This window comes from Streptomyces melanogenes, from assembly GCF_014649795.1.
In the GTDB taxonomy this organism is placed as follows: domain Bacteria; phylum Actinomycetota; class Actinomycetes; order Streptomycetales; family Streptomycetaceae; genus Streptomyces; species Streptomyces noboritoensis.
In genome coordinates this window covers 271,216-284,219 of sequence record NZ_BMTS01000013.1, presented here as the reverse complement: position 1 = coordinate 284,219, position 13,004 = coordinate 271,216, and the positions used below count along the sequence as shown (strand labels likewise).

9 protein-coding genes and 1 pseudogene are annotated in these 13,004 nt (G+C 71.0%); 3 read left to right on the top strand and 7 right to left on the bottom strand.

From position 1 onward, the window contains the following. Positions 1–29 precede the first annotated feature (29 nt). The gene (gene metG, locus IE252_RS27415) at positions 30–1,637 is read left to right on the top strand and encodes a methionine--tRNA ligase (RefSeq protein WP_190092117.1); all 1,608 of its coding nucleotides are present in this window, start codon (positions 30–32) and stop codon (positions 1,635–1,637) included. A 296-nt stretch (positions 1,638–1,933) separates the two neighbouring features. Here the strand turns inward: metG and IE252_RS27410 are convergent, their stop codons facing one another. From IE252_RS27410 to aspS, 4 genes are all read right to left on the bottom strand, one after another. Then, positions 1,934–2,737 carry a L,D-transpeptidase family protein gene (locus IE252_RS27410; RefSeq protein WP_190092116.1) on the bottom strand — a complete coding sequence of 268 codons (804 nt, stop codon included), beginning with the start codon at positions 2,735–2,737 and terminating at the stop codon, positions 1,934–1,936. Positions 2,738–2,778: 41 nt separating this feature from the next. Then, positions 2,779–3,594 carry a hypothetical protein gene (locus IE252_RS27405; RefSeq protein WP_190092115.1) on the bottom strand — a complete coding sequence of 272 codons (816 nt, stop codon included), beginning with the start codon at positions 3,592–3,594 and terminating at the stop codon, positions 2,779–2,781. Beyond that, the gene (locus tag IE252_RS27400; protein ID WP_190092114.1) at positions 3,587–4,093 is read right to left on the bottom strand and encodes a SigE family RNA polymerase sigma factor; all 507 of its coding nucleotides are present in this window, start codon (positions 4,091–4,093) and stop codon (positions 3,587–3,589) included. The genes IE252_RS27405 and IE252_RS27400 overlap by 8 nt, the downstream gene beginning before the upstream one ends. Positions 4,094–4,322: 229 nt before the next feature. Then, on the bottom strand, positions 4,323–6,101 hold the full coding sequence (gene aspS / locus IE252_RS27395) for an aspartate--tRNA ligase (RefSeq protein WP_190092113.1): 1,779 nt from the start codon (positions 6,099–6,101) through the stop codon (positions 4,323–4,325). Positions 6,102–6,208: 107 nt separating this feature from the next. On the opposite strand from aspS, the gene IE252_RS27390 reads away from it, so the two are divergent. Then, positions 6,209–8,347 (top strand): SpoIIE family protein phosphatase, encoded by a 2,139-nt coding sequence (locus IE252_RS27390; protein ID WP_190092112.1) that lies wholly within the window; start codon positions 6,209–6,211, stop codon positions 8,345–8,347. On the opposite strand, the gene IE252_RS27385 is transcribed toward IE252_RS27390, so the two are convergent. From IE252_RS27385 to IE252_RS27375, 3 genes and pseudogenes are all read right to left on the bottom strand, one after another. Beyond that, the gene (locus tag IE252_RS27385) at positions 8,311–9,378 is read right to left on the bottom strand and encodes an AI-2E family transporter (RefSeq protein WP_190092111.1); all 1,068 of its coding nucleotides are present in this window, start codon (positions 9,376–9,378) and stop codon (positions 8,311–8,313) included. The genes IE252_RS27390 and IE252_RS27385 overlap by 37 nt on opposite strands. A gap of 236 nt (positions 9,379–9,614) precedes the next feature. Then, positions 9,615–10,410 (bottom strand): annotated as a pseudogene (locus IE252_RS27380) (pirin family protein). A 179-nt stretch (positions 10,411–10,589) separates the two neighbouring features. Beyond that, entirely contained in the window at positions 10,590–11,042 is a 453-nt protein-coding gene (locus tag IE252_RS27375; RefSeq protein ID WP_067162054.1) for an SseB family protein, read from the bottom strand. 122 nt (positions 11,043–11,164) lie between these two features. On the opposite strand from IE252_RS27375, the gene IE252_RS27370 reads away from it, so the two are divergent. Then, positions 11,165–12,994, top strand: coding sequence for an acyl-CoA dehydrogenase (locus tag IE252_RS27370; protein ID WP_190092110.1), 1,830 nt, complete (start codon positions 11,165–11,167; stop codon positions 12,992–12,994). The last annotated feature ends 10 nt before the right edge of the window (positions 12,995–13,004 follow it).

The window sequence follows — 13,004 nt, the reverse complement described above, 5'->3', positions numbered from 1 at the left end:
ATCTTCCCGCGGCCGTTAGGATTTCGACCATGGCGGCCACTGGATCCGAGAAGCAGGGGGCGAAGGCGTTTTACGTCTCGACCCCCATTTACTACGTCAACGACGCTCCTCACCTGGGCCACGCCTACACGACCGTCGCAGGCGACGTGCTCACGCGCTGGCACCGTCAGCGCGGCGAGAAGGTGTGGTACCTCACCGGCACGGACGAGCACGGTCAGAAGATCATGCGCACGGCCGACGCGAACGGGGTCACCCCGCAGGAGTGGTGCGACAAGCTCGTCGAGGAGGCCTGGAAGCCCCTCTGGGAGCACCTGGAGATCGCGAACGACGACTTCATCCGTACGACGGAGAAGCGGCACACCGACCGGGTGCAGGAGTTCGTCCAGGACCTGTACGACAAGGGCGAGATCTACAAGGGCGGCTACGAGGGCCCGTACTGCGTGGGCTGCGAGGAGTACAAGCTCCCCGGGGACCTCCTGGAGGCGGAGGACGGCACCAAGCTGTGCCCGATCCACAAGAAGCCGGTGGAGATCCTCAAGGAGGAGAACTACTTCTTCAAGCTGTCCGAGTACGGCCCGAAGCTCCTTGAGTTCTACGAGGCGAACCCGGACTTCATCCAGCCCGAGTCGGCCCGCAACGAGGTCCTGAACTTCGTGAAGCAGGGCCTGCAGGACCTGTCGATCTCGCGGTCGGCCTTCGACTGGGGCGTCCCGATCCCGTGGGACGACAAGCACGTCATCTACGTGTGGGTCGACGCCCTCCTGAACTACGCCACGGCCGTCGGCTACGGCGCGAACCAGGAGAAGTTCGAGGAGACGTTCCCGGCCAATGTGCACCTGGTCGGGAAGGACATCCTCCGCTTCCACGCGGTGATCTGGCCCGCGATGCTGATGGCCAACGGACTGCCCGTGCCGGGCCAGGTCTTCGGCCACGGCTGGCTGATGGTCGGCGGCGAGAAGATGTCCAAGTCGAGCCTGACCGGCATCAAGCCGCAGGACCTCACCTCGCACTTCGGCGTGGACGCCTACCGCTGGTACTTCCTGCGCGCCATCGCCTTCGGCCAGGACGGCTCCTTCTCCTGGGAGGACTTCACCGCCCGGTACACCTCGGAGCTCGCCAACGACTACGGCAACCTCGCCTCGCGCGTGGCGGCGATGGTCGGCAAGTACTTCGGTGGCACGCTCCCGGCCGCGACCGCGTCCGGCCCGGCCGAGCAGGCCATCGCCGACGGCCTGACCAGGGCCGTTACCGAGGCGGACCGCAAGATCGGCGAGGAGCTGGACTTCCAGGGCGGCATCCTGGCGGTCTTCGACTTCGTGAAGCAGGTCAACGGCTACATCACGGAACAGGAGCCGTGGAAGGTGGCCAAGGACGAGTCGGAGGAGGGCCGGGCGCGCCTGGCGACCATCCTCTACACGGCCGCCGAGTCCCTGCGGGCCGTCGCCGTGCTGCTGAACCCGGTCATGCCGGACACCTCGCAGAAGCTGTGGGACTCGCTCGGCGCCGAGGCCGCCGACCTCGGGCCGCTGGCGGACCAGCGGGTCCAGGACGCGGGCCGCTGGGGCCAGCTCCCGGTCGGCGCGACGGTGACGAAGGGCGCGGTCCTCTTCCCCCGCCTGGAAGAGAAGCCCGCGTAGTCCTCACGCCTGGGTGAAGGGCCCGGAACCAGCCAGGTTCCGGGCCCTTCGCATGCCGTCCGCGGTTGCGGGGCGCGTGCTGTGCGCGCACGCTGCACGTGAAGGGGAACGTGCATGAGGGGGTGCGCGCCGTGCCGAGAAGTACCGATCAGCAGCGGGCCGAGGAAGAGGCCCAACGCCGGGAAGAGCTCATCCGCAAGGTCCGTGAGGCGAACCGCCAGAGCGCGAACCGCCCCACCGGACCCCCGTCCCCGGACTTACCGTCCAGGGACGAGGACTGAGGGCGGGCAGGGGGGTCAGCGGGCCAGGGCCGCCGCGTCCCCCATCACGACCACCGGGGTGCGCGCCGGGTCCAGGGTGCGCAGCAGCTGCCGCATCCGTTCCTTCGGCAGCGCCACACAGCCGTGCGTCGGGCCGCCGTGGTCGACGTGCAGCCAGATCCCGCCGCCGCGCCCGGCGCCCAGCGGCCGGGTCCAGTCCAGCGGGGTGGTGCCGGGCTTGCGGTTGTAGTTGACCGCGACCACGTAGTCGAAGGACCCGGCGAGCGGCTCGCCCTCGACGCCGGTGCCGCCCGCGGTGAAGGCGGAGCCCTGGTCGTACGGGAGCCGGGTGCCGGGGTCGGCGAGGCGGCCGCCCGCGTCGGTGAGGCCGAACACCCCGACGGGCGAGCGGAGATCGCCCTGGTGGTGCTCGGGGGTCCAGCCGCGCGCCGCGTTGCGGGCGGGCCAGGGGCCGTCGGCGGGCTGCCAGCCCTTGACCGGGTCGCGGGTGTAGAGGACGGCGGTGGACCGGCTGGCGTCGGGCCCCTCGCCGGTGACGACGAGCGCCTGGGTGCTGGCGGCGGGGATACCGGCGCGGGTGGTGGAGCCGAGGCCGGCTATCTCGCGGGGGCGTACGGGTTCGGGCGCGGCCCGGCCGGCGTGCGCGCCGCCGCCGGAGTCGCTGACGGAGTCGGTGCTCACGTCCGTGCTCACGTCGGCGAGCGTGCCGGGGCCGTCGCCCTCGTCGCGGACGCCCTGGCCGTCGTGGCCGCACCCGGTGAGCAGCAGCGCCGCCAGCGTGAGGGCGACCCAGGCACCCCGGACGGTACGAACGGACATGGCGGAGCCTCTCGTCGCGGAGCGGTCGGTGGCGGGGGCGGTCACCGGCCGCGCCCCTTGGGGGTGGGGGCCGCGGTGGCCGAGGCCCCCAGGTCGTAGGTGGCGCTGTCCAGGAGCGCGGCCGCCTCGGCGGCCCGCCCGTCGGCATCGGCATCGGTGCCGTTGACGCACAGGGTGGCGTACAGCACCGTCATGGGATCCGCCGTCGCGCGCTTGGTCGTGTAGTAGGCGGTGGCGCCCAACCGGCGGCAGTCCACCGGCACTTCCGGGACGCGTTCCATGGGCGTCCCCGACGGAAGGGCCCCGGCGCTGTCGCCGCCGCCCGGCAGGCCCCACAGCGTGAGCAGCAGGCCGTCGGGGGCCAGCCGCTCCACCGGCTCGCACAGCACACCGGACCCGTCGGACGTCTTCTGCTCCGAGCAGGCCTGCTCGTACGACCTCAGCGGCTGCGCGGCCACATAGCCCGACGGCAGCGTCCTGGTCTTCTGCCCGTCGGGCAGCCGCAGCGCGGCCCAGGACGCGGGCAGCCGCAGCACCAGTCCGCCGAGGTCGGGGAAGTCGGCCCGCACCCCGGCCGGTTCGGTCACCGCCTGCGGCGGGGTCGCGGCCGGGGGCGCCTTCTCCGGCTCGGTGCGCAGCGCGTCCGGCAGCAGCGCACCGGCCGCCACCAGCGAGACCACCGCGACGGCCGCGCCCCCGGCGGCCCGCCGCCTTCTGCGCCGCGCCAGCCGCTCGCGCACCTTGTCCAGCCGGGTCGCGGGGACGGGCAGCCGGGGCACGGCCCGCTCCAGCAGGACCCGCAGCGCCTGCTCGTCGTCGTCCGGCCTGAGGGAGCCGGGGAAACGGTCGTCAGTCACGGCGCTCCTCGATCAGTACGGGCAGCAGCGTCCGCAGGGTGCGCAGCGCCTTGGCGGCCTGGCTCTTGACCGTGCCAGGGGCGCAGCCGAGCACGGCCGCCGCGTCCTCGACGCTCAGGTCCTCGAAGTAGCGCAGCACCACCACCGCGCGCTGACGGGCGGGCAGCGCGCGGACGGCCGCCGCCAGCGACTGCTCCAGGTCCACGCCCTCGTACGCGTCGAACTGCCCGGCGGCGTCCGGGAGTTCGCCGTGCGGGACCTCGCCCCGCCAGCGCCGCCGCCACCAGGAGGTGTACGTGGTCACCAGCGTCTTGCGCAGATACGCCTCGGGGTGGTCGTCGGCGATCCGGTGCCACTTCGGCCAGACCTTGGCGAGCGCGGTCTGGAGCAGGTCCTCCGCCAGGTGCGCGTCGCCGGTCAGCAGCCAGGCCACCCGCAGCAGCCGGGGGCCCCGGGCGGCGACGAACTCCTCGAATCCGTCGGGTCCGTCGGGGGCCATCGTCGTGTCCTCGTCTGTCTGTCCGGACTCTCACACCTGTCGAACGCGGTGGGGTGCCGGGCGGGTTGCCCCGGACAGGAAGAAGGGCCCGGATCCGCAGGGGATCCGGGCCCTTTGCCGTACGAGGAGTGCATTCGTCCATCCCCTGGGGCGCCCCGCAGGGGCGCATCTCAGGGGCGCGGGGAACTGCGCGAGCAACCCACCACTCACCCGCAGACGAACCCCGGGCTTACTTCTCCGCGCCCTTGGGCGCGACCGGCTTGCGCAGCTGGATGTTCAGCTCGCGCAGGCGCGTCTCGTCGAGCTCGGTGGGCGCGCCCATCATCAGGTCCTGCGCGTTGCCGTTCAGCGGGAACGCGATGGTCTCGCGGATGTTGGGCTCGTCGGCGAGCAGCATCACGATGCGGTCGACGCCCGGGGCGATGCCGCCGTGCGGCGGGGCGCCGAGGCGGAACGCCTTGAGCATGCCGCCGAACTCGCGCTCCACGGTCTCCCGGTCGTACCCCGCGACCTCGAACGCCTTGAACATGATCTCGGGCTCGTGGTTCCGGATCGCGCCGGAGGACAGCTCGATGCCGTTGCAGACGATGTCGTACTGCCAGCCCAGGACGTCCAGCGGGTCCTGGGTCTGGAGGGCCTCCAGGCCGCCCTGCGGCATCGAGAAGGGGTTGTGCGAGAAGTCGATCTTGCCGGTCTCCTCGTCCTTCTCGTACATCGGGAAGTCGACGATCCAGCAGAACCGGAAGACGCCCTCCTCGAAGTGGCCGGCGCGCTTGGCGGCCTCGACGCGGACCGCGCCCATGATCTTGGAGACCTCGTCGTACTCGCCCGCGCCGAAGAACACGGCGTGCCCGGCCCCCAGGCCCAGGCGCTCGGTGAGGACCTTGACGTTCTCCTCGGTGAGGAACTTGGCGATCGGGCCCGCGAACGCGCCGTCCTCGCCGACGCGGATCCAGGCCAGGCCCTTGGCGCCGTGCTCCACCGCGTACTCACCGAGGCCGTCGAAGAACTTGCGGGACTGGCCCGCGACGTCCGGCACCGGCAGCGCGCGCACGTGCTTGCCCGCGAACGCCTTGAACTCGGAGCCCTCGAAGACGTCGGTGATGTCGACGAGCTCCAGCTTGGCGCGCAGGTCCGGCTTGTCGTTGCCGTACTTCAGCATCGACTCGCGGAACGGGATGCGCGGGAACGGCGAGGTGACGTGGCGGCCGCCGCCGAACTCCTCGAACAGCTCGGTCATGAGCTTCTCGACGGGCTGGAAGATGTCCTCCTGCTCGACGAAGCTCATCTCGATGTCGAGCTGGTAGAACTCGCCCGGCGAGCGGTCCGCGCGGGCGTCCTCGTCGCGGAAGCAGGGCGCGATCTGGAAGTAGCGGTCGAAGCCGGAGATCATCAGCAGCTGCTTGAACTGCTGGGGGGCCTGCGGCAGCGCGTAGAACTTGCCGGGGTTCAGCCGGGACGGGACGACGAAGTCGCGGGCGCCCTCGGGGGAGGTCGCGGCGAGGATCGGGGTCGCCATCTCGTTGAAGCCGAGCGCGGTCATCTTGTGGCGCATCGCCGAGATGACGGCCGAGCGCAGCATGATGTTGCGGTGCATGCGCTCGCGGCGCAGGTCGAGGAAGCGGTACTCCAGGCGCCGCTCCTCGTTGACGCCGTCCTCGGCGTTGATCGTGAACGGCAGCGGGCCGGCCGCGCCGAGCACCTCGACCTCGCCGACCTCGATCTCGACCTCGCCGGTCGGCAGGTCCGCGTTCACGTTCTCCGCGCCGCGCGAGACGACCTTGCCGTCGATCCGGACGACGGTCTCCTTGGAGAGCTTGTCCAGGACCTCGGCGCCGGCCGTGCCGGGGCGGGCGACGAGCTGCGTGATGCCGTAGTGGTCGCGCAGATCGATGAAGAGGATGCCGCCCAGGTCTCGGCGATTGTGCAGCCAGCCGCTCAGCCGGACGTCGGTACCGACGTCGGAGGCGCGGAGCTCGCCGCAGGTGTGGGACCTGTACCGATGCATTTCTTCATCCAGTTCTTCGCGTGACAGGCGGGAAACAGTCCCTCCAGGTTACCGGCCGGGCCGAACACCTCTCGCCGGTATAAATCCGGCTGCCTAGAGTGGGGATCATGCGCACCGAGGACGTCCTGGCTGCGATCGCCACCGGGCTGTGGCGCTGGGACAACGCGTCCGGAACGGTCACGCTCGACGCCGAGGCCGCCCGCCTGCTCGGCCTGCCCCCCGAGCGGGCCGAGCTCAGCGAGGCCGCCGTGCGCTCCCGCTTCCACCCGGTCGACTGGAACGAGGTCGACCAGATCGTGGCCCTGGCGGTCGCCGAGGGCACCCTCGCCGAGGCCCGGATGCGGATCATGGACGAGAACGGGCGGGTGCTGCGTACCGTACGCAGCCGTTCCAAGCCGTTGCGCAAGGAGAGCGCGGACGGCCTGGACTACGTGCTGGTCGGCACGCTCCAGGAGGTCGCGGAGCCGCAGCCGGGCGCCACCGCCGCGCACGCCTCCATCACCGGCGACTGGCGCCGCTCCCGGGAAGCGTTCCTGCTCGACGCGGGCCGCGCGCTGGCCGAGGCCCGGTCCACGGCCGAGGTGCTGCGGGTGGCGGCCTCCCTGTCCATGCCGGGCTTCTCGCCGGACGGGCTCGCCGTCTTCGGGGTGGCGGGCGACCGGCTGTCGATCATCGGCCACCACGGGCACAACCCGGGCGACGACGGCCCCTTCGCGGACATGCAGCTGGACACGGACTACCCGGCCGCCGACGTCGTACGGACCGGCCGGGCCATCTACCTCCCCAGCCCGGAGGAGTACCGCCGCCGCTACCCGGCCACCTGGCCGCTGGCCCAGCGCTTCGACCGCCAGTCCTGGGCGTTCCTGCCGCTGATCGTGGCCGGGCGGACCATCGGCACCTGGATGGCGGCCTTCAAGCACCCGGTGGCGTTCACGCCCGACGAGCGCTCGGTCCTGACGACGGTGGCCCGCATGCTGGCCCAGGCGCTGGCGCGGGCGGGCGAGGCCGAGTCCGAGCGCGAGCTCTCCCTCGGCCTCCAGCGCTCGATGATGCCGACGCTCGGCCCCGAGATCCCGGGGATGACGGTGGCCGCGCGCTATGTGCCGACCGGCGGCGGGCTCCAGGTGGGCGGCGACTGGTACGACATGATCCCGCTGCCGTCCGGACGGTTCGCCCTGGTCATCGGGGACGTCCAGGGCCACGACGTCCGGGCCGCGGGCCTGATGGGCCAGCTCCGCATCGCCCTGCGGGCGTACGCGAGCGAGGGCCACCGCCCCGACGCGGTCCTCTCGCGCGCCTCGCGCTTCCTGTACGGGATCACCGAGTCGTACGGGGAGTCCTACGACGGGGACGACGACCACCCGCGCTTCGCGACCTGCCTCTACATCGAGGTCGACCCGGCGACCGGCTCGCTCGACATCGCCCGGGCCGGGCACCCGGACCCGGTGATCCGCACGGCCGAGGGCACGGCGCTGATCCGCCAGACGGCGGGCGGTCTGCCCCTGGGCATCGAGGCGGACTCGGACTACCCCACCACCCGTCTGGTCCTGGAGCCGGGCGAGACGATGATGATCTGCACGGACGGCCTGATCGAGACCGGCGGCCACGACATGGGCTCCGGCTGGACGCGGCTGCGCCCGGTCCTGGAGGAGGACACCGGGGACGGCCTGGAGAAGCTGGCGGACGCGCTGGTCCAGGCGGTGCACGGCCCCTCCTCGCACCACACGGTGGGCCCGCTGGCGGACCGTCGCGAGGACGACATCGCGGTGCTGCTGCTGTGCCGCAACAGCGACGTGTGCGGCTGCGGGGCGGTCCCGGGGACCGGGGCCGCCCCGGCCCGCCGCACCGCCCTGACCGTCGCCCAGACCGAGCCGCACCGGATCGCGGGGGTCCGCCGCGAGCTGCGCGAGCTGCTGCACGACTGGGCGGACGCCGAGCAGGTGGACGCGGCGGAGCTGATGGTCTCCGAGATGGTCACCAACGTCCTGGTCCACACGGACGGCGACGCGCTCCTGGTCGCCGAGGCCACCGGCACCCCGGGCACACGCCGGCTGCGGGTGGAGGTGGCCGACGCCAGCGACGACCTGCCGCACAAGCGCCGCCCCGGCGAGATGGCGTCCAGCGGGCGGGGCCTGGTGCTGATGGAGATGCTGGCGGCCCGCTGGGGGGTCGACCCCAGGGGCGAGGGCAAGTCGATCTGGTTCGAGCTCTACGAGGGGTCGGACGGGGGGGCCTCGGCGGCGTAACGCTTCCGCAGCTCGCCGAGGACGCCGAAGCCGGCGGCGGCGACGGGCACGGCGAGCAGCATCCCGAGCAGCCCGGCGACGCTGGCCCCCGCCGTGATGGCGATCATGACCATCGCGGGATGCATCTGCACGGTCCGGCTCTGGATCATCGGCTGCAGGATGTGCCCTTCCAGCTGCTGTACGGCGAGGACGACCCCGAGCGTCCAGAGCGCGATGCCGATCCCCCGGTCGGCGAGCGCCACGAGGACGGCGACGGCGCCGGAGACGAAGGCGCCGAGGTACGGGATGTAGGCGCCGATGAACACGAGCGCGCCGAGGCCGATGGCGCCGGGGACGCGGAGGATGAGAAGGCCGACGGTGATGCAGAGGGCGTCGATGAGGGCGATGATCGTGGTCCCCCGCATGAACCCCTCGACGGCCTCGAAGGCGCGGCGGGCCATGGCCTCGACGGTGGGCCCGGAGCCGCGGGGGGCGAGGGAGTGGGCGAGCCCGACGGCGCGATCGGAGTCTTTGAGGAAGAAGAAGGTCAGGAGAAGAGAAAGAACACCCGTGGCGATGAGCGACCCGACGATGCTGAGGCCGGTGAGCAGGCCCGAGGCGGCGGTGGCGCCGAACTTCCCGAGGAGCTTCTTGGCGTTGTCGGCGAGGCTCGACACCCCGTCGCCGCCGGCCACGCCGAAGTGGTCGGCGAGCCACTGCCCCGCTTGCCTCAGCGAGTCGATGATCTGGTCACCGGTGTCGATGAGGGCGCTGACGACGACGTATCCGGCGCCGCCGACGACGGCGACGAGGGCGACGCAGGTGAGTCCCGCCGCGAGGGACCGCTTCATCCGCAGCTTCAGCAGCTGCCGGAAGACGGGCCCTAGGAGGGCCGTGCCGAGCAGGGCGAGCAGTACGGGGGTGACGGCGGTCTTGAACACCACGCACAGCCAGATGGCGACGGCGGCGACGCCGGTGGTCAGCAGCACGACGACACACCAGGCGGCGAGCCGCCGGGCGGGCTCGGGGAGGAGTGGCTTGACGCGGTCCACGGGGCCAGCGCACCACGCCGGGTGCCACGGCGCCCGTGGGGCGCGCCCGCCTGGGTGTCGTTCGTCCGCGGGCCGTCTGTGGCTGGTCGCGCAGTTCCCCGCGCCCCTAGGTAGTTAGGGGCGCGGGGAACTGCGCGAGCAACCCAGCACGGTCCGCAGACGAACGGGGTCCGGGGCGGAGCCCCCTCCCGGCCGCCCGCCAGAGGGCTTTCGAGAAGGGGCGGGGTGGGGGGAACTCACATGCCGTGCACCGCAGGGATCGTTCCCAGCCGTCCCTGCTGGAAGTCGTCGAACGCCTTCTGCAGCTCCTCGCGCGTGTTCATCACGAACGGGCCGTAATGAGCCATCGGCTCGCGGATCGGACGCCCACCGAGCAGCACGACCTCCAGATCCGGCGTGTTCCCGTCCTGCTTCTCGTCCGCCCGGACAGTGAGCGACCCACCGTCACCGAAGACGGCCGTCTGCCCCATGTGGATGGGCCGACGACCCGCCCCCACCGACCCCCGCCCGGCCAGCACGTACGCCAGCCCGTTGAAGTCCGACCGCCAGGGCAGAGTGACCTCCGCGCCGGGACGGATCGTCGCGTGGATCATCGTGATGGGGGTGTGCGTGATGCCGGGACCCTCATGGCCGTCCAGCGACCCCGCGATCACCCGCAGCAGCGCACCCCCGTCCGGCGAGGTCAGCAGCTGGACCTGACCGCCCCGGATGTCCTGGTAGCGCGGGTCCATCATCTTGTCCGCCGCCGGCAGGTTCACCCACAGCTGGAGGCCGTGGAAGAGGCCGCCCGAGGTGACCAGCGACTCCGGCGGCGCCTCGATGTGGAGCAGCCCGGACCCGGCCGTCATCCACTGGGTGTCGCCGTTCATGATCGTGCCGCCGCCACCGTTGCTGTCCTGGTGGACGAAGGTCCCGTCGATCAGGTACGCCGGCCGGCGCCGTGCTCACGGCGAGCACGGGACGCGGCACCGCACCCTCCGGCACGGCCACGCGCGGCAGGGTGAGCGGGTTTTCGACGGTCACAGCAGGCATGGGACGGCCCTCCTCGGGGGATGCTCAGCATCCAAAGTAGTTGAATGGTGAACAGTCGGCAAGGCGCACTCATTCCCGGAGGGGTCGCGGAGCCGTTCCGCAGGGGTTCCGGGGGCGCCCACCCCCGTGAAATCGGCCGGAAACCGGCCGCACATGAGGCTCAGCCGGCCCGAGCCGCCTCAGCCGTACATCCGCCGCATCGCGAAGTCGACCATCTGCTCGACCGCCTTCGCGTCGAACACCATCCGGTGGTCGCCCTCCATGTCGAGGACGAAGCCGTACCCGGTCGGCAACAGGTCGATGACCTCCGCGCCGGTGATCACGAAGTACTTGGACTCCTTGCCCGCGTACCGCCGCAGCTCCTTGAGCGAGGTGAACATCGGGATGACCGGCTGCTGGGTGTTGTGCAGGGCCAGGAAGCCGGGGTTGTCCCCGCGCGGGCAGTAGACCTTGGAGCCCGCGAAGATCTGCTGGAAGTCCTCGGCCGAGAGCGAGCCCGTGGTGAACGCCCGCACCGCGTCCGCGAGCGAGGGCGGCGACGGCTCGGGGTACAGCGGCTGCTCCCCGTAGGAAGGCTGCTGCGGCTGGGCGTACTGCGCTTGAGCACCCTGGTTCTGGTCGTAGCCGTACATGGGCGCAAGAGTAGTGCGCCACATATGGGCCCAGAGGGGTTGCGTCTTATTACCGACGGGTAGCATCATCGTAGCTACTTGCTGGTAGAGATGTAACCGATCCTGCTTACGGAGCCGTCGCCATGGGGCACTACAAGTCGAATCTCCGCGACATCGAGTTCAACCTCTTCGAGGTCCTCGGACGCGACAAGCTGTACGGCACCGGCCCGTTCGCCGAGATGGACGTCGACACCGCCAAGACGATCCTCGACGAGATCGCGCGTCTCGCCGAGAACGAGCTGGCCGACTCCTTCGCGGACGCCGACCGCAACCCGCCGGTGTTCGACCCGGAGACCAACACCGCGCCGGTCCCGGCGTCCTTCAAGAGCTCCTACAAGGCGTTCATGGACAGCGAGTACTGGCGTCTGGGCCTGCCGGAGGAGATCGGCGGCACCGTCTCGCCGCGCTCGCTCATCTGGGCCTACGCCGAGCTGCTCCTGGGCGCCAACCCGGCCATCTGGATGTACTCCTCGGGCCCCGCCTTCGCGGGCATCCTCTTCGAGGAGGGCAACGAGGCGCAGAAGAAGATCGCCGAGATCGCGGTCGAGAAGCGCTGGGGCTCCACGATGGTGCTGACCGAGCCGGACGCCGGTTCGGACGTCGGCGCCGGCCGCACCAAGGCGGTCGAGCAGCCCGACGGCTCCTGGCACATCGAGGGCGTGAAGCGCTTCATCACCTCCGGTGAGCACGACATGGAGGAGAACATCCTCCACTACGTCCTCGCCCGCCCCGAGGGCCACGGCCCCGGCACCAAGGGCCTCTCGCTCTTCCTGGTCCCGAAGTTCCACTTCGACTGGGAGACCGGCGAGCTGGGCGAGCGCAACGGCGTGTACGCGACGAACGTCGAGCACAAGATGGGCCTCAAGGCCTCCAACACGTGCGAGATGACCTTCGGCGACCAGCACCCCGCCAAGGGCTGGCTGATCGGCGACAAGCACGACGGCATCCGCCAGATGTTCATGATCATCGAGTTCGCCCGCATGATGGTCGGCACGAAGGCCATCGCGACGCTCTCGACGGGTTACCTCAACGCCCTCGAGTACGCCAAGGAGCGCGTCCAGGGCAGCGACCTCTCCCAGTTCATGGACAAGACCGCGCCCAAGGTGACGATCACCCACCACCCCGACGTGCGCCGCTCCCTGATGACGCAGAAGGCGTACGCCGAGGGCATGCGCTCCCTCGTGCTCTACACCGCCGCCGTCCAGGACGCGATCCAGGTCAAGGAGGCCGCGGGCGAGGACGCCAAGTCCCTCGTCGGCCTGAACGACCTGCTGCTGCCGATCGTGAAGGGCTACGGCTCGGAGAAGTCGTACGAGAAGCTGTCGCACGAGTCGCTGCAGACCTTCGGCGGGTCCGGGTACCTGCAGGAGTACCCGATCGAGCAGTACATCCGCGACGCCAAGATCGACACCCTCTACGAGGGCACCACGGCGATCCAGGGCCAGGACTTCTTCTTCCGGAAGATCGTCCGCGACCAGGGCGCCTCGCTCAACCTCCTCTCCGAGGAGATCAAGAAGTTCCTCGCCGAGCAGTCGGGCCACGAGGAGCTGGGCGGCGCGCTGGACTCGCTGGCCAAGGCCGCGGTGGACCTGGAGGCGATCGTCGGCACGATGATCACCGACCTGACCGCCACCGGCGAGGACGTCAAGAACATCTACAAGGTGGGCCTCAACACCACCCGCCTGCTGATGGCGTCCGGTGACGTCGTCGTCGGCTACCTGCTCCTCAAGAGCGCGGCCGTCGCCGCCGAGAAGCTGCCGACGGCCTCCGCCAAGGACGTCCCCTTCTACACCGGCAAGATCGCCGCCGCGAAGTTCTTCGCCGCGAACGTCCTGCCGGGCGTGGGCACCGCCCGCGCGCTGGCCGAGACCGTCGACAACTCCCTGATGGAGCTGGACGAGGCGGCCTTCTAGACCGTCCCCC

What these genes read in the sequence shown, in the direction of transcription:
- IE252_RS27390 (WP_190092112.1), top strand. Translation starts at nt 6,209, where the DNA reads ATGCGCACCGAGGACGTCCTGGCTGCGATCGCCACCGGGCTGTGGCGC.
- IE252_RS27370 (WP_190092110.1), top strand. Translation starts at nt 11,165, where the DNA reads ATGGGGCACTACAAGTCGAATCTCCGCGACATCGAGTTCAACCTCTTC.
- IE252_RS27375 (WP_067162054.1), bottom strand. Translation starts at nt 11,042, where the DNA reads ATGTACGGCTACGACCAGAACCAGGGTGCTCAAGCGCAGTACGCCCAG.
- aspS (WP_190092113.1), bottom strand. Translation starts at nt 6,101, where the DNA reads ATGCATCGGTACAGGTCCCACACCTGCGGCGAGCTCCGCGCCTCCGAC.
- IE252_RS27410 (WP_190092116.1), bottom strand. Translation starts at nt 2,737, where the DNA reads ATGTCCGTTCGTACCGTCCGGGGTGCCTGGGTCGCCCTCACGCTGGCG.
- IE252_RS27400 (WP_190092114.1), bottom strand. Translation starts at nt 4,093, where the DNA reads ATGGCCCCCGACGGACCCGACGGATTCGAGGAGTTCGTCGCCGCCCGG.
- metG (WP_190092117.1), top strand. Translation starts at nt 30, where the DNA reads ATGGCGGCCACTGGATCCGAGAAGCAGGGGGCGAAGGCGTTTTACGTC.